At 71.3% G+C, this 21952-nt stretch carries 16 protein-coding genes; 11 read left to right on the top strand and 5 right to left on the bottom strand.

All coding sequences use genetic code 11. The annotated features are described in order from the left end of the window. Positions 1-44 precede the first annotated feature (44 nt). Both AB0C30_RS07885 and AB0C30_RS07880 read left to right on the top strand, forming a co-directional pair. Positions 45-791, top strand: coding sequence for a polysaccharide deacetylase family protein (locus tag AB0C30_RS07885; RefSeq protein WP_357940799.1), 747 nt, complete (start codon positions 45-47; stop codon positions 789-791). 47 nt (positions 792-838) lie between these two features. Then, a complete protein-coding gene (locus tag AB0C30_RS07880) occupies positions 839-2116 on the top strand; it encodes a D-arabinono-1,4-lactone oxidase (protein WP_357940798.1) in 1278 nt (425 codons plus the stop codon). A gap of 9 nt (positions 2117-2125) precedes the next feature. Here AB0C30_RS07880 and AB0C30_RS07875 read toward each other — a convergent pair whose 3' ends face one another. After that, positions 2126-2992 carry a hypothetical protein gene (locus AB0C30_RS07875; protein WP_357940796.1) on the bottom strand — a complete coding sequence of 289 codons (867 nt, stop codon included), beginning with the start codon at positions 2990-2992 and terminating at the stop codon, positions 2126-2128. A 112-nt stretch (positions 2993-3104) separates the two neighbouring features. Between AB0C30_RS07875 and AB0C30_RS07870 the strand changes: the two genes are divergently transcribed. After that, a complete protein-coding gene (locus AB0C30_RS07870) occupies positions 3105-4151 on the top strand; it encodes a S8 family serine peptidase (RefSeq protein ID WP_357940794.1) in 1047 nt (348 codons plus the stop codon). A gap of 164 nt (positions 4152-4315) precedes the next feature. Continuing rightward, positions 4316-7144, top strand: coding sequence for a septation protein SepH (gene sepH / locus AB0C30_RS07865; protein ID WP_357940792.1), 2829 nt, complete (start codon positions 4316-4318; stop codon positions 7142-7144). A gap of 315 nt (positions 7145-7459) precedes the next feature. Here sepH and AB0C30_RS07860 read toward each other — a convergent pair whose 3' ends face one another. Then, positions 7460-8980 carry a PH domain-containing protein gene (locus AB0C30_RS07860; RefSeq protein WP_357941482.1) on the bottom strand — a complete coding sequence of 507 codons (1521 nt, stop codon included), beginning with the start codon at positions 8978-8980 and terminating at the stop codon, positions 7460-7462. Between the two features lie 161 nt (positions 8981-9141). After that, a complete protein-coding gene (locus tag AB0C30_RS07855) occupies positions 9142-9663 on the bottom strand; it encodes a PH domain-containing protein (protein ID WP_357940790.1) in 522 nt (173 codons plus the stop codon). A 138-nt stretch (positions 9664-9801) separates the two neighbouring features. Here AB0C30_RS07855 and AB0C30_RS07850 point away from each other — a divergent pair, with 138 nt between their 5' ends. The 6 genes from AB0C30_RS07850 (at position 9802) to AB0C30_RS07825 (ending at position 18171) form a co-directional block, all read left to right on the top strand. Further along, positions 9802-10761, top strand: coding sequence for an ATP-binding cassette domain-containing protein (locus tag AB0C30_RS07850; RefSeq protein ID WP_357940788.1), 960 nt, complete (start codon positions 9802-9804; stop codon positions 10759-10761). Beyond that, positions 10758-11555, top strand: a complete 798-nt coding sequence (locus AB0C30_RS07845; protein WP_357940786.1) for an ABC transporter permease — start codon at positions 10758-10760, stop codon at positions 11553-11555. Before AB0C30_RS07850 ends, AB0C30_RS07845 begins: the two co-directional genes overlap by 4 nt. A gap of 807 nt (positions 11556-12362) precedes the next feature. Continuing rightward, positions 12363-12875 (top strand): YbhB/YbcL family Raf kinase inhibitor-like protein, encoded by a 513-nt coding sequence (locus AB0C30_RS07840; protein WP_357940784.1) that lies wholly within the window; start codon positions 12363-12365, stop codon positions 12873-12875. 183 nt (positions 12876-13058) lie between these two features. Beyond that, positions 13059-14789, top strand: a complete 1731-nt coding sequence (locus AB0C30_RS07835) for a hypothetical protein (protein ID WP_357940782.1) — start codon at positions 13059-13061, stop codon at positions 14787-14789. Positions 14790-14907: 118 nt separating this feature from the next. Further along, positions 14908-17124 (top strand): bifunctional SulP family inorganic anion transporter/carbonic anhydrase, encoded by a 2217-nt coding sequence (locus tag AB0C30_RS07830; RefSeq protein ID WP_357940780.1) that lies wholly within the window; start codon positions 14908-14910, stop codon positions 17122-17124. Between the two features lie 33 nt (positions 17125-17157). Then, positions 17158-18171 carry an NAD-dependent epimerase/dehydratase family protein gene (locus AB0C30_RS07825; RefSeq protein WP_357940778.1) on the top strand — a complete coding sequence of 338 codons (1014 nt, stop codon included), beginning with the start codon at positions 17158-17160 and terminating at the stop codon, positions 18169-18171. Between the two features lie 254 nt (positions 18172-18425). Here AB0C30_RS07825 and AB0C30_RS07820 read toward each other — a convergent pair whose 3' ends face one another. Continuing rightward, positions 18426-19379 carry a MauE/DoxX family redox-associated membrane protein gene (locus AB0C30_RS07820; RefSeq protein ID WP_357940776.1) on the bottom strand — a complete coding sequence of 318 codons (954 nt, stop codon included), beginning with the start codon at positions 19377-19379 and terminating at the stop codon, positions 18426-18428. A gap of 133 nt (positions 19380-19512) precedes the next feature. After that, positions 19513-21402 carry an ABC transporter ATP-binding protein gene (locus tag AB0C30_RS07815; protein ID WP_357940774.1) on the bottom strand — a complete coding sequence of 630 codons (1890 nt, stop codon included), beginning with the start codon at positions 21400-21402 and terminating at the stop codon, positions 19513-19515. Between the two features lie 274 nt (positions 21403-21676). On the opposite strand from AB0C30_RS07815, the gene AB0C30_RS07810 reads away from it, so the two are divergent. After that, positions 21677-21847: an SflA family class IV lanthipeptide gene (locus AB0C30_RS07810; protein ID WP_225289182.1), complete on the top strand. Its 171-nt coding sequence runs from the start codon at positions 21677-21679 to the stop codon at positions 21845-21847. Positions 21848-21952: the final 105 nt, after the last annotated feature.

Below are 21952 nucleotides of genomic sequence, written 5' to 3'. Positions count from 1 at the left end.
TCACAAACGAAAGCTTTCGCATGTCCCGACAAATCACTTCACTTTTGGCTATCGCGGCTGTTGCTGTCACTCTGACACCGGCGACCGCGTCCGCCACCCCCCGTCAGCCCGCCGCCCCGGCCAAGTCGGCCGCCGTCGCCCAGGCCAAGGCGAAGGCAGTGGACTGCGCTGACGAGCAGGTCAAGTGCCTCGCCCTGACCTTCGACGACGGGCCGGGCAAGTACGCGGGAACGCTCCTCGACACGCTGAAGAAGTACAACGCCAAGGCGACGTTCTTCCTCGAAGGCCAGTACGTGAAGAGCCGCCCCGCCTTCGTCAAGCGCATGGCCAAGGAGGGCCACGAGCTCGGCAACCACAGCTACACGCACAAGAACTTCACCACCATCGAGCCGGGCGCCATCAAGAGCGAGATCCAGAAGACGCAGGACGCCGTCAAGAAGGCCGCGGGCGTCGAGCCCAAGCTGCTGCGGCCCCCGTACGGCATGCTGGACATCCAGACCTCGGAGGTCGCGGCCGAGTTCGGCATGCCGATGATCCTGTGGACCGCCGGTTCGCGCGACTGGGCGACCAAGAACTCCGCGGAGATCAAGAAGCAGACGCTGGCCGTGGCCAAGCGCGACGGCATCATCCTCATGCACGACTGGGTGAAGCAGACCGTCGACGTGATGCCGTCGCTCGTGCAACTGCTGCAGAGCCGGGGCTACACGCTGGTGAAGGTCTCCGACATCATCAAGTCGCAGAACCTGCAGCCCGGCGACGCCTTCCCGCTTCCCGAAGGCTGGGAGAACTGAGTATCGTTCACGTTTAATCCGAAAGATGCTCTAGCGCAAGGGCGGCCATGGTCTTCACGAACTGGGCCCGCAACCAGACGGCCGCGCCCGCCGAGGTGCGTACCCCGGCGTCGACCGAGGACGTCGTACGCGCCGTCAAGGACGCCGCCGCCGCCGGCCGCCGTCTGCGCATGATCGGTACGGGCCACTCCTTCACCGGAGTGGCCCTCACCGACGGCGTCATGCTCCGCCCCACCGCGCTGACCGGCGTCACCTCCGTCGCCGACGACCGCGTCACCGTGCGCGCCGGCACGCCGGTGCGGGAGCTGAACTCCCTGCTCGCCGCGCGCGGGCTGGCGCTGGCCAACATGGGCGACATCACCGACCAGACGGTCGCGGGAGCCATCCAGACCGGTACGCACGGCACCGGGCGCGACAGCGGCGGCCTGGCCGACCAGGTCGAGGCGCTGGAGCTGGTGCTCGCGGACGGCTCGGTCGTGACGGCCGCCCCCGGGGAGGACCTGTTCGACGCCGCGCGGGTGGGGCTGGGCGCGCTCGGGGTGCTGACCTCGGTGACGTTCCGGGTGGAAGCCGCCTTCCTGCTGCGCAACCGGCGGCGCCGGATGACGCTCAGCGGCATCCTCGACTCGCTCGACTCCCTGACCGCGGACAACGAGCATCTCGACTTCTTCTGGCTGCCGCACACCGACGCGTGCCTGGTCAAGACCAACAACCGCGACCCCGGCCCGGCCCGGCCGCCCGGTGCGGTCAAGTACTGGCTGGACAACGTCTTCCTGGAGAACACGCTGTTCGGCGCCGCCTGCGCGCTGGGGGCCCGATCCCCCGGACTGATCCCGCGGATCAACGGTGTCAGCGCCGCCGCGCTCGGCGACTCCGAGGCCGTGGACGCGTCGTACAAGATCTTCACCTCACGCCGGGACGTGCGCTTCCTGGAGATGGAGTACGCGGTGCCGCGCGAGCACCTCGGTCAGGCGCTGCGGGAGACGCGGGCGCTGGTGGAGCGGATGGGGTGGCGGATCACGTTCCCGGTGGAGGTGCGGGTGACGCCGGCCAGCACGGCGTGGCTGTCCACGGCGTACGGCCGTCAGTCGGCGTACATCGCCTGCCACGTCTATCGGCCCACGCCCAACCCCGCCTACTTCGCCGGGGTGGAAGAGATCATGACGCGGCTGGGCGGGCGGCCGCACTGGGGCAAGCTGCACACCCGGGACGCGGCGTACCTGGGGGCGGTCTACCCGCGGTTCGCGGACTTCGTGGCGCTACGGGATCGGCTGGATCCGGGACGGCTGTTCGGCAACGCCTACCTGGAGACGGTGCTGGGGTAGGGCCTGCTTTTACTGCGCCTCGGCGGGTTCGTCCTGCTGCGCCGGTTGTGACTGCTGCGGCGGCTCGGTCGGGGCGGACGGCGCTTCGGTCATGCGGCCGGGGTCCTGGGCCGAAGTGGTCGCGGACGGGGTCGACGGCTCCACGGTGTTCTTGCCGGGGTCCTTGCTCGCGTCCTTGTCCGTGCCGGTGGGTGTCGGCGTGGGGCTCTGGGACGAGCGGGTCGGCGAGGCGGTCGGGCTCGCGCTCGTGCTCGGCGCGCCGCTGGGCGTCGCCGGGTCGCTGTAGAACGTCGTCCGGGGCTCGACCGCGGGCTCTTCCTTCTCCCTGGCGGGCGCCTTGCCGCGCTCGGTCACCGGCTTGCCACCGGTGAGCTGGTCGTGCACGGTCGTCTGAGCGATGGTCTGGTACGTCAGGATGCCGCCCATGCTCACCCCGAACACCAGCGCCGCGGCCATCCCCGTCTTCGCCCACGGCACACGCCTTCGCGCCGGAACCTCGATCGGCGCCATGACCAGCGTGGTCTCGCCGGGCCGCGAGGGCTCACCCGGCCCCTCGGCCTCACTGAGGTTACGCACCGTAGCGTGCGCGGCCGTCGCCAGCTCGCCCTGGCCCTCCTCGCGCTCGGGCGGAGGATCCGCCGCGCCGGAGTCACGCCAGGCGATCACCGTGTGCTGCTTGACCTTCTCGCCCGTACGTTTGAGGTAGTGCGTGTAGACCGCGGTGGCCACCGTGCTCGCCACGCTCATCAGCGCCGCGCCGATCACCGTTCCCCCCACGCCGAGGTAGGAGGCTCCGACCGCCGCCGTGACCGCCGCCAGGGCGCTTCCCGCGATCTGCGGCATGCTCAGCTCGAACTTCCGCTGCTCGCCGCTCATCCCCCGGATCAGTCCTTTCTCGCCCGCGTTCGGTAAAGAGCTTTCTCGTGAATAGACGCGAGGGCGTGTCCTGTTGTTCCTGTGACGTGTGTGACAGACACCCTCGTCGCTCGTGCCCCGACGATTCGGCCTGCCCTCTCTCTACCTCGCCGCGGCCGCGGCGACGGCCGTGACCACCGCGATCCCCCTCGCCATGGCGCCCGCCTCCGGCCTCGCCTCCCGGCCGCCGGTAACCGAGCCTACGCGCCCGTACATCGTTACCGTGCGTGACCGGGCCGGGGCTCGCGACCTGGTCGGCGAGATGCGATGGCGGGTACGCCGCTTCTACACCGCCGCGCTGCCCGGCTTCGCCACGCTGCTGAACGCGAGCGAGCTGGCGGAGCTCAGCGCGGACCCCAGGGTGGTGGCGATCGAGCCCGACCGCGAGATCCACGCCATGCCGCTCACCACGTCCGCCCGCCTGCCCTCCCGCCGCGCCCCCCGTGCCCCTCGCACCCGTCGTGCCACTCGTGCGACCGGGAAGGGCGTCACGGTCTACATCGTGGACAGCGGCGTCACTCACGGCCGAACCGGCGCAGTCCACTCGGAAAATCCCCATATGTCGGGTCGCACGGAGACTCTCCGTGTGTCGGATGGTTTGGGGGATCGGCTCTGGTGGGCCTTCGACGCCACCGGGCGTACCGGCGAAGACTGCGGCGGCCATGGCACCCGGGTGGCGCGCGCCGTAGCCGGCCGGTCGCACGGCGTTGCGCCCCAGGCGAGCGTCGCGTCGGTACGGGTGCTGGGCTGCGGCGGCTCCGGCAGCCTGTCGGACGCCCTGGCCGGCCTCGACTGGGTACGCAGGCACGCCCGGGGTCCCGCCGTGGCCAATATCTCCCTCGACGGCGCCGACTCCCCGGCCCTGCGGACCGCCATGGCCCGCCTGGCCCGGTCCGGCGTCTTCGTCGTCGCCGCCACCGACACCGGCCGATGCCGGGTCTCCCCCACCGGCGAGACGTACTCCGCCAGAGCCCCCCGCCTGGCCGGCGCCGCCGCCCGCTACCTGGAGCTCCATCCAGGCGCCAACCCATCCGTTCTGGCCTCTTGGCTGAAGTGCGCGGCGACGCGTGACACTATTCGCCAGAATCCGTCGAGGGCTTTGCGCACGGGCAGGCCTTGAAGATGATGGAATCACCAAATGTGACCGGCGTCACATCGCCCCTGGGCTATCCCAGGAAGGCGATGTTCGGACATGCCGGGTACGGTGCTGGCAGGCAACCGGCACACGCGAGAGACTCAAGGGTCCGGGGGAAGAATGAGCAGCACGCTGACGAAGGGACTCGCATGCAGGAGCTCCGACTCGTCGCGGTAAGTGAGGACGGTACCTATCTCGTGCTGGCGACAGCAGGGCGGGGTACACGGTTCACGCTTCCCGTGGACGACCGGCTCCGTGCTGCCGTCCGCGGCAACTTCTCCCGTCTCGGCCAGTACGAGATCGAAGTGGAGAGTCCGTTGCGCCCCAAGGAGATCCAGGCCCGCATTCGTGCCGGAGAGACAGCCGAGGAGATCGCCGCCACAGCGGGCATCCCGGTCGAACGCGTCCGCTGGTTCGAGGGCCCCGTGCTCCAGGAGCGCGAGTACGTGGCCCAGCAGGCGCAGCGCGTGTCCGTACGCATGCCCGGAGAGTCCTCAGCCGGCCCGACGCTCGGCGATCTCGTCGCCGAGCGGCTCACCAGGCGCGGCGTGCCCACCGACGAGATCGACTGGGACTCCGCCAAGCGTGACGACGGCCTCTGGCGTGTCAAGCTCGGCTACGTTTGGAACGGTCACACCAGGCACGCCGAGTGGCTCTTCGACCCACGCAGGCGGCACGTCACGCCGCACGACGACGAGTCGATGCGGCTCTCGGCCGCCGACTTCGACCCCAGCCCTGTGGTGGAGGACACCACGGTCACGCCGTTCACGCCGCGAGTGGCCAAGCTGCAGCCGGTGCCGCCGCTGGCGTCGGACCCGCTGCCGTTCCCGTCGGTGATCCGCCACGAGCCGGAGCCGCAGGAGCCGGCGGTCGGCTACCAGCCGAGAGGCACGGAATCGCCCTACGGCCGCCCGCCGTCCCGTGATGTCCCGTCCCGCGAGACTCCCTCCCGTGAGACCCCGTCTCACGCCGCGCCGTCCCGCGAGACCCCGTCCCGTGAGACCCCCTTCACTCCGGCGCGAGAGGCACCTTTCGACCGCGCCCCCGCAGCCGACCCCTCCAGCCGCACGGCGGAGGCCGGCTACCGCTCGGACCCGCCGGGGAGGGACTACCGCTCGGAGCCGCCCGCCTCCGTGCCCGGCTACCGTGCTCCCGCTCAGGAGACCGGCTACCTGACCGAGCCGTCAGCACCGGAGACGGGCTACCGCGCCCAGGAGCCCGGCCACCGTACCCATCCGTCGGCGTCGTCAGCACCTACGGCATCGTCCTCGTCGTCGGCGTCGGCGTCGGCGTCGGCGGCGCAGGACACCGACTACACCCGCCCCAGCGACCCTTCGTCCTGGCTGCCCGACTACGGCACTCCCCGCCCGCCTGACCGCCAGACCGACCGCCCGACCGGCCGGGACGGCGAGGCCATCTACGCCTCGGCGAGCCGCGAGAGCACGCCTCCGGGCACCCGTACCACTGCGTCCGCGCCCGAAGACGCTGTCACGCTGCCCCCGGCACCTGACGCGATCCCCGGCACACGCGCCGCAGACGGACCGGCTACTGGCACGCCCGCAACAGAGGTACCGGCCGCCAACGCGCCCGCAACGGAGGGCCAGGCCGCCGACGTGCCCACTGCGCAGAGCCCGGTCGCCGTCGACGCGACCGCCGCACAGGGCCCAGCTACCGATGCGCCCGCCATCGACGGCCCGGCTGCAAGCGTCCCGGCGGTGGGCGACCGCACCACAGAGCCGGTGGAGAGCAACGCGCCGCCTGCTCCTGTGACCCCGGCCTCCGCGCCCGACGTTGATGCCGCCGTGACGTCTGTCGTCGCGCCCGAGGCTGATGCCGCAGCGGCCGCCGCCGACCCCATCCTGGCGAACACCGCCGTCACTGGCAGCGCCGTCGCAGAGGCCGTCACGGACACCGCCACGGCGAAGCCCGTCGCTGCAGACGCCGAAGCGGCAGACGTCGTAGCCGCGACCCCCACGCCCACCGCGCAGACCTCTGTGGAGTCGACGCCCACCACTGAGGTGGCGACCGAACCGGAGGCACCCAGCGCCGCCTCCGACCCGGAGCCCAACAGCACTCTCACCGAGCCGCAGCCCGGTGGGACTGTCACCGGCCCACAGCCCGCTGACACGGTCGTCGAGCAGTCCGCTGGCGCCGCAGCGGCAAGCGCCGCTGTGGGACCCACCGCTGTGGAGAACACCGCTGCGGAGAGCACCGCCACCGTGGGGGACGCCACCGTGGAGAGCGCCGCCGCGCCGCAGACGTCCCCCGCCACTACGGACACCACCGCCACACCGCCCGTCACCGAGGCCGCGCCTGCGGCAAAGGACGCCACTGCTCCCGCAACGGCAACCGACCAGGACGCCTCCAAGACCGCGCCCGAGACGGCCGCGCGGTCGGCAGCCGAGCCAACTGCCGATCTGACCGCCGACCCCGAGCCCACGACAGCGGCCCCCAAGCCCAGCCCCACAGCTCCCGAGCCCCAGGCCGCCGCAGGCGTACCTGAGGCCGGCACCACCCCGACGGCTGACACAGCGCCGAAGGCCGATGCGACCGCGAAGGCCGGCACAGAGGCGACTACCGCCGAGCCGGTACCGACCGCGCCCGTACCCAAGCCCAAGCCGCAGCCCTCGAAGCCCCAGCCCAAGGCCGAGTCCTCGGCACCCGCGCCCAAGGCTGAGCCCGCAGTGGCCGAGCCCAAAACCGAGCCCGCCACTGAGCCTGCCGCTGAGCCCAAGGCTGAGCCGGCGGCGGCCAAGGCTGAGCCGACAGCGCCTGAGCCTGCCGTACCAGCCGCGAGGACGAGCAAGGACGACACCGCGAAGCCCGAGCAGCCGGCGGCCAAGGAGGAGCCCCCGGTCCCGGTGCCCTCTCCCCCGCCCGCCCCTGCGGCCCGTCAGCCGCGCAAGGGCTCCAGGGGGCGTCGCGCCTCGGTGCCGACCTGGGACGAGATCATGTTCGGCGCCCGCCGCCAGGACTGAGCCGAACACCGCCCGCACACACCGCCCAAGCGCCGTCCACAGACCGCCGTCTGAGCGCCACCCGCGCACACCGCCCGCGCACTGCCCGGCGGTTCGTCGGTGATCTCCCCCGCGGGACCTGTCGGGAGTCTCTCCCCGCAGGCCCTCCCGGGCCTCTGGGACTCTGAGCGCCCCGGGGCCTAGGTTGAAGGCGCGAGGACGGGAGCGGGGGCGGAGGACGAGGGCTCAGACGGAAGGACGCCGGCTGACCGCACCGAAACCGTAGAACAGCACGTCCAGGGGCGTCCCCCTCGGCGAGCAGCGGAAGGTGCCCGCCTACTGCTCCTTGGACAAGAACGGAGCCAGCCACTCCGGTGTCACTTCGGCCGGGAAGCCGATCGCCTGGGACTGTGAGACGTCGATCGCCGAGTAGCCGCCCTTGCCCGCTCCCACCCCGGCGGTGAGCGTGTACACCCCGGCTCGCCGCTGGAACCACGTCTGCCTGAGGTGCCAGCCCACCACCGCGCGGCGTTCCACCACCGCTTGCGAGCGGCGGAGGGAGCCTGAGCGGACCGCCAGGCGTACGCCGTCGTACCCGTGTCCCAGAGACCTGTACCGGTCGAGGCCGAGGGGGATCCCCAAGCCTGCCAGGAGGAGAGCGACCACGGTCCCGATCCACCAGATCGGCTGGGCGGTCAGCAGGGCCGTCAGGGCGGTGGCGAGTGCCGGCGCGAGCCACGGGGCGACGGCGCGGAAGAGGCGGCGGTTGCGGGCGATGGGCGGGTGGGGACGGAGTTCGGCCTGGTAGGTGCCGATGGCCTCCCCGGTGACCCGGAAGGCGACCGCGCGCGGGACGTCCGGCAGGAGTTGCCCGCGGGTCTGGGAGTCGCCGAGGCCCGTCACGATGGCCCAGACCCGGGCGACGCCCGCCCAGCGCTCGGGGAGTCCCTCGATGATCTCGTAGCCGCGTACGCGCCCCGCCTCGAGGGACACACTGCGCCGGTTGATCAGCCCGCGTTCGGCCACCAGGTAGCCGTCGCGGCTGATGAGGCGGAAGTTCCAGTTGAACACCGCGTACATCACACCGCCCACGAACGGCATCGCCAGCACGAGCAGCAGCACCACGGCGAGCAGCAGATAGGGGTGCTCCCAGAGCCACTCCCCGACGGTGAGCGCGGCGTCCCGGCCGTAGCCGAGGTCGTCGCCCCACTGGAACGCCAGCCCCACGGCGCCGCCCGCCAGGGCGAACGGCGTCAGCAGGTACGCGCCGGACAGTGGGCCGTACGGCAACCAGGTCCACGGCACCCGGATGATCTCCCGCTCGGCCTCCGCCGTCTCCCCACGAACCGCAGCGGACACCGTGACTGCGGTGGAATCCGTGGCGGAGACGGCAGCGGAGATCTCATCGGGCGTCCCGGCTCGGGCGGGGCGGGTGATGCGGGTGCGTCGGAGCAGGACCGACTTCAGGCGTTCGGCCTCCTTGAGGGTGACGCCGTCGAGCTTGCCCTCCTCCTCGCCTCCGCTCGCCCCAGTGTCGATCTTGAGTACGGCCAGACCGAGCAGCCGGTGCATGGGCGGGGTGGAGACGTCCACGCCGCGGATCCGCTCCAAGGGGATGGTACGGACCGACCGGCTGATCAGTGAACGCTTGATCTCCAGACGGTCGCCCACGATCTCGTAGCTGAATATCGCCCACCGGACGACGGCGAAGACCAGCGTGACGCCGACCCCGACCGCCGCCCAGGTGTACGACATGCCGGAGAACCCACCCACGAACAGCAGCCCGACAAGGGGGACGATCAGCGACGGGATCATCCGTACCGGGTGGATGAGCAGCACCTTGGGGCTCAGCCGCATCGGCACCCGAGCGGGCTCCACAGGCCCAGCGGGAACGGTCACCGGCGGGAACGAGCCCTCACGAGCAGCATCAGCTGGTTCGGGCGCCGACGGGTGCGCGGGAGGCCCGGGATGAGGTTCGGGCGCCGATGGGTGCGCGGGAGGGCCAGGGCGGGGATCGGTCACGTGGCATCGTCCCTGAGCTGCTCCGCGCGGTGCGCCAGTTCCTCCGCCAGCCCGGCCGCCACCGTGTAGTCCAGGCCCTTGATCGTCGACGAGCCCGCGTGGGAGGCCGTACGGATCTCCAGGGTCGCCAGTCCGAGCAGCCGTTCGACCCACCCTTGCGCCTTGTCGACCGTCTGGATCCGGCTGACCGGCACGAAGACCCACTCCCGCGTCAGGAACCCCGACCGGGTGTAGACCACATCACCCGACAGCTCCCAACGATGTACGGCATAGCGTACGAACGGCTCGGCCACCAGGAACGGGGTGGTCAGCACGCCCACCCCCACGGGCAGCAGCCACGGGTCGTCGGCGAACCAGCCGGGCACCCACGACCACCCGCTCCCCCCGACCCACCGCGCGACCAGGATCGAGCACCCCACGAGCAGCACGAACCCGAACAACGCCTCAGCGAGCCAGAGCCGGATGGCCTTGGGCGAGACACGGTGTTGGGGGTCACGCAACGGGCCAGAAGACGTCACGAGGCCAGCTTATGGCTCCCGCCCGCGTCGGTGATCGGCCAGAGGCACCGGATGCCGGCCGGACGCCGGCCGGAACGCCAGCCGGAAACTGTCGGTGCCGTAGTCCAAAGTGGAGGCACCGAGGAGGAGGGGCGGGTCATGCAGTACGCGATTCAGGCAGACGGCCTGGTGAAGCACTATGGCGAGACCAAGGCACTCGACGGTGTGGACCTCGCCGTGCCGGCCGGCAGGCTGCTCGGCGTGCTGGGACCCAACGGCGCGGGCAAGACGACCGCCGTGCGCATTCTGGCCACGCTGCTCACGCCTGACGCGGGCACGGCCACGGTGCTGGGGTTCGACGTGCGCCGGCAGGCGCATCAGGTGCGGTCGCTGATCGGGCTGACCGGACAGTACGCCGCGGTCGACGAGATGCTGACCGGTGTCGAAAACCTGATGATGATCGGTCGTCTGCTGGGCTTGTCGCGAGGTGAGGCGAGGGAGCGGGCGAAGGCGTTGCTCGGCCGGTTCGACCTGGCCGACGCCGGGGGCCGGGCCACGAAGACCTATTCGGGTGGGATGCGCAGGCGGCTCGACCTGGCGGCGAGCCTGGTGGGCAGGCCGCAGGTGCTGTTCCTGGACGAGCCGACGACCGGTCTCGACCCGCGCAGCCGCACCGAGCTGTGGGGCGTCGTGCGCGGCCTGATGGCCGACGGCGTGACCGTGCTGCTGACCACCCAATACCTGGAGGAAGCCGACCAGCTGGCCGACGACATCGTGGTGTTCGACCACGGCAAGGTCATCGCGTCGGGCACGTCCGACGAGCTCAAGGCCACCACCGGCGCCCAGGTGCTGGAGGTGCGGCCGCTCAGGGAGGACCAGCTCGACCTGGTCGCCAAGGTGGTCACCGACGTCCTCGACGTGGCACCCGACCTGTCCGGCGCCATGGTCACGGCCGCCGTGCGCGACCCGGCCGTGGTGCCCGCCATCGTCCGCCGCCTCGACGACCTCGGCATCGTCGCCTCCGAGCTGGCGCTGCGCAAGTCCAGCCTCGACGAGGTGTTCCTGGCCCTGACCGGGCACCGCGCGGAGGACGAGCAGACGGAGGAAGCCCTCGCATGACCGCCATCACGACGGCCCTGCCCGGCCGGGTCGGTCCCGGCGCCACCCTCAGGCAGACCATGACGCTGGCCTGGCGGAGCCTGGTGCAGATCAAGCACAACCCGTGGGAGCTGCTCGACCTCAGCATCCAGCCGATCATGTTCCTGCTGCTGTTCACGTACGTGTTCGGCGGTGCCATCTCCGGGTCGACCGGCGACTACCTGCAGTTCGCCCTGCCGGGCCTGCTGGTCCAGAACGCCCTGTTCTACACGCTGTCCACGGCGATCGGGCTCAACACCGACATCACCAAGGGCGTGTTCGACCGGCTGCGCAGCCTGCCGATCGCGCGCACAGCGCCCCTGTCGGGCCGGATCATCGCCGACACGTTCAAGCAGGTGTGGGCGTTCGCGCTGTTAGTCGGGTTCGGGATGGTGCTCGGGTTCCGGGTGACGACCAGCGTGGCGGGGCTGCTCGGGGCGCTGGCGCTGCTGGTGGTCGTGGCGCTGGCGATGTCGTGGATGTCGGTCTTGATCGGGCTCAAGGCGTCGAGCCCGGAGAAGGTGCAGATGATCTCCTTCTCGACCATGATGCCGCTGACGTTCACGAGCAGTGCGCTGGTGCCGGCCGACACGTTCCCCGGCTGGCTGAAGGCCTGGTCCGACGTCAACCCGGTGACTTACCTGGCCGACGCGATCCGCGGCCTGCTGATCGGCGGCGAGATCGCCTGGCCGACGATGGTCTCGCTGCTGTGGTCGGCGGGGTTCGTGGTGGTGTTCGCACCACTGGCGATCAGGGTCTTCCGCAGCCACGCGTGAGACCGGTTCCCATCCGGGTCCGGGTCGGTCCTGGTCCGAGTCCAGGTCCATCCGGGTCGGTGTCCGGCAAGGTCCGAGTCCAGGTCCGTCCGGGCCCGGGTCCGGGTCCCGCAAGGTGCGGGTCTGTCCGTCCCTGCCGTCTGCGGACGGCGTCCCGCAGAGCGGTGTGGTTTCTCGACCACTCGGTCCTGTCCGTCCCTGGTAGGGGCCATACGGCGGGATCGTGGATCCGCCGCCCAGTGGGACACCACCCACCGGCGGCTGGCCGAGGCCGGGGCCGCGTATCTGGCCGAGGCCGGGTTTGCCTACCTGGCCGAGGCCAGGGCCGCGTACCTGGCCTGGGCCGCGTACTGGGTCCGCGTACCGAGGCCGGGGCCGCGTACCGAGGCCGGGGCCGCGTACCTGGGCACCTGGTTTTAATGAGCGCGGTGCCCGGCCGAACGGACTTGACGCGTATTGCGTCCCCCGTACCCGCCGGGCAGGCCGTCCCCCTCGCCCATTCGATCGGCCGGTCGGGGGCGGTCATCGTCACGGCGACGAGAACCAGCAGGCCGGGACCCGGTTCCCCGGCGATCCCCACGGTTCCCGGCCCTGCCGAGTCACCTGCGGGCCCAGAGCGGCGAAGGTCATGGATGTGGCGAAGTTCACTCGTATCTTGCCCGCATTGCACCCGCTTTACGGTCCTTTACCGACCACCGACCCTCGCGAAACGGTCGGCGCACGGCGGATAGCCGCGTAGCATCATGCGGCATGGGGCTGTGTAACACGGCAGGACGCGTGAGACACATCGCTGTCTCTGTGACAGCGGTGGCTGTCGTGCTCGCGTCGTCCGGTTGCGACTTCCTCGTCGGAAGGTCCCAGGCCAAGGAGATCGCCGAGATCAACGTCTCGAGCCCGGAGTTGCGCGCGGGCGAACCGCTGCCGCGCGAATTCTCCTGCAAGGGTGCTCAGGGCAGTCCGCCTTTGCGTTGGTCCAGCGAGCCTCTGCCCGACGCCAAGTCGATCGCGATCGTGGTCGACTCTCTCTCACCATCAGAATCCGCCGTCCAGTGGGTGCTCTACAACATCCCCGCGACGACGACCGAGCTGGGGCCGAACGCCGCCGCGAGCCCGCCGGAAGGCGCGAGCCAGGCCAAGGTGACCAGCGGCAAGGTGGGCTACCAGCCCCCCTGCGTGGAGAAGGGCAGCTACCGCTTCAGCGTCTACTCGCTGAACGGCAAGGTCGATGTCCAGGAGGGCGCCCCCCTCTCCGAGATCTTGAGAAAGATCGCGGACCAGACCATTGCCCGCGGCCGGCTCACGGTGGTGAACATCCAGTGAGACACCGCTCACTAAACGTAGTAATAGTTACCAATTCTTCACGTAGGGTGTGACAACGCTCATAGTGGTCCGACACAATCAGATCCAATCGCTAGGTGCTGGTGATCAAAGGGGGAAGGTCGCGTCGATGGCCGCGCGATCTCACCGGTGCCGCAGGGAGGCCATGGCTTTGAGGGTGGTGCAATGATCGCGGTCGTAGTCAGCTTGGTCGCTGTCGTGCTCCTCGTGCTCGTCGTCGTGGCACTGGGCATGCGTTCCATGAACCGTCGGGAAAGCTCTCTGCCTCCCGAGCGGCTGAAGCAGATGGCCGAGAAGGATGAGAGGACTCAGACGCGTTCCACGGATGAGTTCTCCAAGAGCGAACCGCGCATGAACAACTTCAGCCCTGACTTCAGTCCTATCGACGAGGTCAAGGCCAAACCGGTACGTACCGGCCAGCGTGGCAAGCGTGGCGTGGACGAGTGGGGCAACCCGCACTCCGACGTCGAGGACGAGGAGTTCTGGGCCAACATCCGCAGCGACGCGGAAGAGGGCGGCTTCGGCGCCGGCGGCACGGTCGCGGCGCGCAAGGGCGCCTCGCGCCCCGTCGAGCGTCCTTCAGAGCGTCGTCCTCCAGAGCGCCCTTCGGAGCGCCCCTCCGACCGGCCCACGGAAAAGCCCGCCCAACGGCCCGCCGCGCGTACCCCCTCCGCACGAGCCGCCGCCGAGCGCGAGCGGGAGCGCGAGAAGCAGCCCAGCGCCCAGCGCGAGCAGCAGCGCCCCGCCGCCAAGCGGGAGCGGTCCGGCAAGCGAGAGCCCGCCAAGCGCGAGCCCGTCACCGCCATCGACCCCAACGCGGCCACCGTCCAGGCGCCGCTTCCCGGACGATCCCAGCGTTCGCGTTCCCAGCGGCCCGCCGCCGCGACCGCCTCGTCCGGCTCGTCCGGTCTGGCCGACCTCGTGGAGTCGGCGCAGCGTCCGGCCCCGACGGCCGCCGAGCTGGCCGACCAGCGCACGGTGACCTTCTCCGCGCCGACGCCGCCCGACGTGATGAGCATCCTCGGCGTGGGCGCGCAGCAGGTGACGCCGCCCCAGCCCGGGACGGGCAGCGGCTCCTTCCCGGCGGTCGGCAGCGGCACCTCGCTGAGCACGAACAGCCCGGCCACCACCAGCGGCTCGTTCCCGGCCACGCCGGCCACCAGCGGTTCCTTCCCCGCCGTCGGCGGCAGCGGCTCGTTCCCCGCCACACCGGCCCCCGCCGCGCCGGTCTCCCCGATCGGCGGCGCGCAGGCCGGCGTCCCGTTCACGGTCTACGGTGCCAACACCGACCCGCTGGAAACCACCTGGACCAACCCGCCGATCGTGCCGACGGCGTCGGGCTCGTGGCCCGCGCTGCAGCACCACGACATCCTCGACGACCCCGCTCCCGCCGCCCCGTCGAGCGACTCCTGGCCGGCCTTCGAGCCGCAGCAGCCCGCCGCCGCCCCACGCTCCTCCTATCCGGCCTCCTATGAGGTACGGGCCGGCTGGGCCGTGGCCGACGACTCCGACCCGCTGACCGGCCCCTCCCCCGCCACCGGCACTCCCACGGCGCCCGCGCGGGCTGTTTCGGCCTACGACGACGTGCTGTCGGCCCCGCCCATGCAGCCGGCGCCGCAGCACTTCGCGTACGAGACGGGTGACATCACCAGCCTCCCGCCCGGCCAGATCGCGCAGACTTTCGCGTACGAGACCGGCGACATCACCAGCATTCCGCCCGGCCAGATGCCGGCGGGCTGGGGCGAGCCGCCGGCGAACAACGCCGCCTGGCCCAACTACGGCGGCACGCCCGAGGCGGGCGCCCGGCAGGGCGGCCGCAACGGCGGCGCCCAGGGCAACAGCGGCGGGCACCGTCGCTCCACCCCCGAGCAGGAATTCCCCGACTACTACCGCTGATCGGCGACTCCCACGCCGACCGCCGGACGGCGGACGAGTGACGGCGGCCACTCATTAATCTGTAAAGCCGCCGATGACCCCTTAAGCCCCCGGCACGCGGGGCAATAGGGTTCGACGTATGATCGGCACTCTGAGTCGCGTGCTGAGCACGCTCAGGTACGACGTACCTGCCTCGCTCGTGGTCTTCCTCATCGCGGTGCCCCTCTCGCTGGGCATCTCGATGGCCTCGGGTGCCCCCCTGGCCGCCGGGTTGATCGCCGCCATGGTGGGCGGCATCGTGGCGGGCGCGCTCGGCGGCTCCGCCGTACAGGTGAGCGGGCCCGCGGCGGGGCTGTCCCTGGTCGTCGCGGATCTCGTGCAGACGTACGGCTGGCGGGCCACCTGCATGATCACGCTGATCGCGGGGGCGGTGCAGCTGGTGCTCGGGGTCTTCCGGGCGGCCAGAGCGGCGCTGGCGGTCTCGCCGGCGGTCATCCACGGCATGCTCGCGGGCGTCGGCGTGGTCATCGCGCTCTCCCAGCTGCACGTCGTGCTGGGCGGCAGACCGCAGCGCTCGGCGCTGGCCAACATCGTGGAGCTGCCCGCGCAGCTGGCCGATATGCACGGCCACACGGTGGCGGTGGGCCTGCTCACGATCGCCGTGCTGGCGCTGTGGACGCGCCTGCCCAAACGGGTCAAGGTCGTGCCGGCGCCGCTGGCCGCGCTGCTGGTGGCCGGCGTGACCGCGTGGGCGTTCGACTGGGACGTCACCCGCGTCGACCTGTCCAACGCCGTCACCTCCTGGGCCTTCCCCGTGCTGCCGTCCGGTGACTGGCATCGGATCGTGGCGGCCGTGCTGCTCGTCGCGCTGCTGGCCGGGGTCGAGTCGCTGCTCTGCTCGGTCGCGGTCGACGGCATGCATGACGGCCCCCGTACCGACCTCGACCAGGAGCTGAGCGGGCAGGGCGTGGCCAACATGGTCTCGGGCGCGCTGGGCGGGCTGCCGGTGGCGGGCGTGATCGTCCGCAGTACCGCGAACGTGCAGGCGGGCGGGCGCAGCCGGTTCTCGGCGGTCCTGCACGGGGTGTGGGTGGTGGTGTTCGCCCTCGGGTTCGGCTGGACGATCAAGCTGATCCCGATGGAGGCGCTGGCGGCGCTGCTCGTCTTCATCGGCGTGCAGATGGTCAACCTGGGTCATGTCAGGAAGGTGCACGGCCACGGCGAGGTGCCGGTCTACCTGGTGACGATGGGGGCCGTGCTGATCCTCGGGCTGGCCGAGGGGGTGCTGGCCGGTCTCGCGCTGGCCGCGCTGCTCGCGCTGCGGCGGCTGACCTGGGTCACCGTCAAGACACGGCCGGAGCAGGACGGGCGCGTCCACGCGACGATCTCCGGCTCGCTCACCTTCCTGGGCGTGCCCAGGCTCACCCGCGAGCTGCGCGCCATCCCGCCCGGCACGGCCGTGGACCTCGACCTGAACATCGACTTCATGGACAACGCCGCCTTCGAGGCGATCCACTCCTGGCGGCTGAACCACGAGCGGCTGGGCGGCAACGTCGACATCGACGAGCTGCACGACGAGTGGTACGCGATGGCGGCCAGCGGGACCCGCCTGTCCCGGACCAAGACACCGCTGCGGACGCCGGAGCGGTGGTGGCTGCCGTGGTCGCACCGCCACCACCGCCCCGCCCGGCACGGCGGGTCGGCCCCGGGAAGTCCCCGTCCGGCCAGCGTGGAGTGCCAGCTGACGGCGGGCGCGCGGGAGTATCACCGGCGTACGGCTCCGCTGGTGCGGCCCATCTTCACCGAGCTGGCCCGCAAGCAGCAGCCCACGCACCTGTTCATCACCTGCGCCGACTCACGGGTCATCCCCAGCCTGATCACCGCGAGCGGCCCCGGTGACCTGTTCACCGTGCGCAACATCGGCAACCTGGTGCCGCGCAGGGGCGCCGAGCCGCACGACGACTCGGTGGTGGCGGCGATCGAGTACGCGACGCAGGTCCTGGGCGTGCACACGATCACGGTCTGCGGGCATTCGGGCTGCGGGGCGATGTGCGGGCTGCTCAGCGGCGGGGTGAAGGCGGGCAGCCTGCCGGGGATGCGGCGCTGGCTGCGGCACGGCTACCACAGCCTGGCCACGTTCATCGAGACCGCGGACGAGCCGCTCGACGGCGGGGCGCTGGACCGCCTGTGCAAGGTCAACGTGCAGCAGCAGCTGGAGAACCTGCGGACCTACCGCAAGGTCGACGAGCAGGTGCGGGCCGGGCAGCTGGAGCTGGTGGGCCTGTACTTCGACATCAGCTCCGCCAGGGTGCACATGCTGCCGCCTCTCCCGTCTACGCTCTCCGTGAAGATATGACCGGTTTGCTGGCCGTACGCGAAGAATGTCGGCATGAGAGTACTGGTCATCGGCGGGACGAGATTTCTGGGACGAACCATCGTCGAGGAGGCGCTGGCACGGGGGCATCAGGTCACGACGTTCAACAGGGGGCAGAGCGGGGCGGATCTGCCGGGTGTGGAGGCCATCCGGGGTGACCGCGAGGTGACCGCGGACCTCCACCGGCTGGCCGACGGGCACACGTGGGACTTCGTGGTCGACACGTCCGGCTATGTGCCGCGGGTCGTCGGTGAGTCGGCGCGGGCGCTGTCGGGACATGTGGGGACATACGCGTTCATCTCCTCGGTCTCCGCCATCGACGGCTTCCCCGGCAAAGCCGCCACCGAGGGCTCGGGGGTGTGGGACTGCGCGCCGGACGCCGGTCCTGACGACGGTGACTACGGGGTGCTGAAGGGCGGCTGCGAGCGGGCCGTGGAGCAGGGGTTCGACGGCAACGCGCTGATCGTGCAGCCGGGCCTGATCCTCGGGCCGTACGAGAACGTCGGCAGGCTGCCATGGTGGCTGAACCGGATCTCCCAGGGCGGCCAGGTGCTCGCGCCGGGTGATCCGGGCACGCCGATGCAGCTCGTGGACGCGCGGGACATCGCCGTCTTCACCCTGGACCAGGCGGAGCTCGGTACGGCCGACCGGTTCGCGGTGACCGGGCCCGCGGGCAACACCACGTACGGCGAGTGGCTGGAGCTGGGCAAGGAGGCGACCGGGTCGGACGCGGAGTTCGTCTGGGTGGACGATCGGTTCCTCGTCGATCAGGAGGTGGGGACGTGGGTCGAGCTGCCGCTGTGGGGCGGGCCGCCGTCGGACGAGGTCGCCAACTTCTGGAGCGTGCCCACGGCCAAGGCCGAGGCTGCCGGGCTGCGCGTACGGCCGGTGGCGGAGACGGTGCGGGACACGTGGGCGTGGCTGCGTGACGTACCCGAGGCGGAGCGGTCGTACGGGGCCAAGGCGCAGCACGGCATCGCGCCCGAGAAGGAGGCGGCGGTGCTGGCCGCTTGGGCCGCCCGCTCTTGATGGAGTTCAGGCGTTCCACGTAATCGTGCGCAGACCTCAGGCCGCCCGTTCTGCGTAATCGTCCACAGACCGCTGGGCGGCGGCGGGTTAGCGTCTAGGGTGTCGCGCTTGGCAGTCCTTGGTCCCCCACCCTGGCCCGGCGCGGCGGCCGGTCCTCAATCTCAGGGGCCGGAGGGGCGGAGGTATCCGCTGTCAGTGCTAGCGGGACAGCCGGGTGGTCACCTCCGCCCCTCACCACGCCCGGCGGCTCGTACTCAAGTCCTGGTTCGGCCAGGAGCCGAGGGGATGTGGGCCAGCAGGGCGTCGAGAGCGGCGGGCTCGGCCGCGCCGCCTGCCGCCAGGACGACGCCCTGCCGGTCGGTCAGCACGGCGTACGGCGGCCAGGGGATGCCGTGACGGTCGAACACCCCGGGATCAATGACCAGCGGCAACTCGACCTCCTGGGCCGCCAGATAGTCGCGGACCTGTCCCTCCTCCGCGGCGCTCACCAGGACGACGTCCACTCCCTCCGCCGCGACGAAGGCGGGCAGCATGGCGCTGCAGAGACCGCATGTCGGCGCGATCAGCGCATAAAGGACGCCAGGCCGTTCAGAGGTGCCGGGCCGTTCAGAGGTGCCGGGCCCTTCGGAGGTGCCGGGCCCTTCAGTGGCGCCGGGCCCTTCGGAGGTGAGGGCCTCCGCAGGTGGGGTCACGTCCCAGTGGGTGCCGGGGCGGGGGCCGACGCGGCCGCGCTCCACGGCTCCGATCAGCCGGGCCGGCAGGAAGGTGAGCGCGAGGTACGCCGCCCCCACCAGCAGGTGGACGGGGGTGAACGGGGCAGGTCCCGCGACGGCGGCCATGACCGCCAGCACCGCGAGCAGCCCGGTACGCGTCATGGTGGCGGCGCCGACGAGGCCGTGGTCGCCGAAGCAGCCGCAGCCGACGCTCAGCCCGCGCCACAGCACGGACGCCATCGCGGCGAGGAAGACGGCGAACAGCGCCGCCGCGAGCAGCGCGCCCCAGCGCCGGGTGGGTGGCGCGGTGAGCAGCCCGGCCGCCGCCAGCTCCGCCACCACCACCGCGACGGCGGCGACGACCGTGAGCCGCTGCGGGATCAGCCGGTAACCCCCGATGTCGGCGGCGAATCCTGACAGGTCACGAGCCTTGCTCACGGCCGCGTACAGCAGGACCGCGATCAGCGCCGTATAGGCCGACGACAGCACGATCACTGGCTCGCCTCGGAGAACCGGGTCGCCGCGTAGAGCCGGGTCGCCGCGTAGAGCCGGGTCGCCGCGTAGAGCCGGGTCGCCGCGTAGAGCCGGGTCGCCGCGTGGAGCCTCACGGGAGCATGGCGCCAGGAGGTCATGTGGCCGCGTCCCGGTAGGCCTGGGCCTGGAGGGTGTACATGTCGGCGTAGAGGCCGCCTTCCTCCATCAGCTCGGCATGCGTGCCCTGCTGGGCCACCCGCCCATGGTCGAGGACGTAGATGCGGTCGGCGTAGCGGACACTGGCCAGCCGGTGCGTGATGAGGACGATGGAGCGGCCGTCGGCGTACTTGCGGATGCGCTCGAACAGGGCGTGTTCGGCGCGGGCGTCCAGCGCGGAGGTCGGCTCGTCGAAGATCACCAGGGCGGCGTCGCGGTAGAAGCCGCGGGCCACGGCGATCCGCTGCCACTGCCCGCCCGACAGGTCGTGGCCGCCTCGGAAGCGCTGGTCGAGCAGCGAGTCGTACCCCTGCGACAGTCCGGCCACCACTTCGTCGGCCCCGGCGGCGGCCGCGGCGGCGGCTAAGCGGTCTTCGTCCAGCGGGCGGCCCATGAGGATGTTCTCGCGGAGGGTCAGCGGCCAGCGGGTGTGGTCCTGGGCGATCACCGAGATGAGCCCGCGGGTGTCGAGGTCGGCCAGGTCGGCGCCGTCCCAGCGGATCGTCCCCGAGTCCGGCCGGTACAGTCCGGCCAGCAGCTTGGCCAGCGTGGTCTTGCCGGAGCCGTTCTCCCCGACCAGCGCGATGACCTCGCCGAACCCCACCTCGACACTGATCCCGTTGAGCGTGGGGCTAGTCGCCCCCGGGTAGCTGAACGTCACCTGGTCGGCGGCCAGCCGCCCGGACGGTTCCGGCGCCGCCGTACCGGATGGCTGTCGCACGCGGGAGGCGGCCAGTTCGCGGAAGGACAGGTAGTCGCCGAAGTAGAGGCCCGCCTCGTACAACCGGTTCATCATCTGCACCAGCGCGGCCAGCGACATCTGGCCGGCGCGGATGGCCAGCACGGCCGCGCCCGCCACCGAGAGCGGGATGACGCCGACGGCCAGCAGCCCGGCGAGCGCGGCGTAGACGGCGACGGTCGCGGCGCCGGTCAGCACGTCGCCGGCGGCTTTGGTGACGGCACGGCGGCGCGCGACGTCGAGTTGCACGTCCTGTTCGAGGTCGGCGACGTTCGCGTACTCGCCGAGCAGGAAGTCGCGCAGCGCGAACGCGCGCACCTCGGCGGCGGGCAGCCGTTCGGCCATGAGGTCCGACAGCATGAACTTGCGCCGCCGCGCGGCCGACAGCCGGTAGTACCCCTCGTACTGCAGGCGCGCCGCCCGCACCGCGGCCCAGCCCGCGGGCACGACCGTGACCAGCAGCAGCGGCGTCAGGAGCGGGTGCATGAGGCCGAGCGCCACGGCCGAGGCCAGCACGCCGACGGCGCCGCCGATCACGGCGATCGTCGCCTCGACCACGCCCGCGGCGTCGGGCACGCCGCTGTCGCGGGCTCTGCGCATCGCGTTGTGGAACTCGTCGTCGTCGAACGCGGTCAGCTCCACCTGGGTGGTCAGCTCGAAGAGCCGCGTCTCGGCCAGCCGTTCGACCTCCACCTTGAGCCGCGCCTGGGCCCAGGTGGCGGCGGTCAGCAGCGCCCCGCGCAGCGCGGCGGCGGCCGCGACCAGCGCCAGCGAGGGCAGCGCCGCCCGGACGCGCTCGGGCGTCGGACCGCCGGCGAACAGCGAGGCGAGCACGTCGGACGTCGCGACCAGCCCGTAGACGGTGAAGATGCCGGCCGCCAGGTTCCCGGCCAGCGCGATGATCGTGTCGCGGCGGTGCGCCTCCCATGCCATGCGCAGCGCGGACATCACCAGGTACGGCAGGCGACGCGCGATCTTCGTCATGCTCGCCGTCAGGAGCTCGTCGCCATGGCTCTCCCAGTAGGCGAGCGCCAGCCCCGACCTGTCCGCCGCGACGTCCGGGGGGCGCTTCTTCCAGAACGCTTTCATGCGGGAAGCCAGGGGATCACCCAGCCAATCTAAGTGACCGTTGTGTCGTCGTAAACCCCCTTTGTAAACGATTCCTTCTCGGCGCGGTCGGGGCACGGAATCCTGTTCCGTGATGCCTGGACATATTTGATGAGTTGTGAACATAATGCGTCCGTTTGGCCGCGACAGGCGATTCCCATCGCGGTCAAGGCACGGGTAACGGCACTTATCCGGTGCCGTCCCGAGGCTCAAGCCCCACATCGGCCGCCTACCGGTGGCCAAGGAAGGAGCCCTTATGTCCGTTCTTACACTGGAGCCCCGCGACGCAGGCGTTCTGGAGTACGAGGACCTCGCCGTCGACTTCGAAGGCGAGCTCACCGCGCTGCTCCACGGGCCTCAGGCCTGCGTGAACACCTGCAAGCGTACCGTTTGCTCGACGTTCCCCTGCTGCCCTTCGATCGTGTGATCGGGCGGTAACGCGTTCGGCGTTCCGCGGCGGCGCGCTCCTTGCGCCGTACCGCTGTGGAAAGGCCATCGGTGCACTTCCGGTGGCCTTTCTTCAGGCATCCGG

This window comes from Nonomuraea sp. NPDC048901 (assembly GCF_040649695.1).
GTDB lineage: Bacteria > Actinomycetota > Actinomycetes > Streptosporangiales > Streptosporangiaceae > Nonomuraea.
Note: the sequence above shows the minus strand (reverse complement) of the source record. Positions and strands in the feature narration are given on the sequence as shown.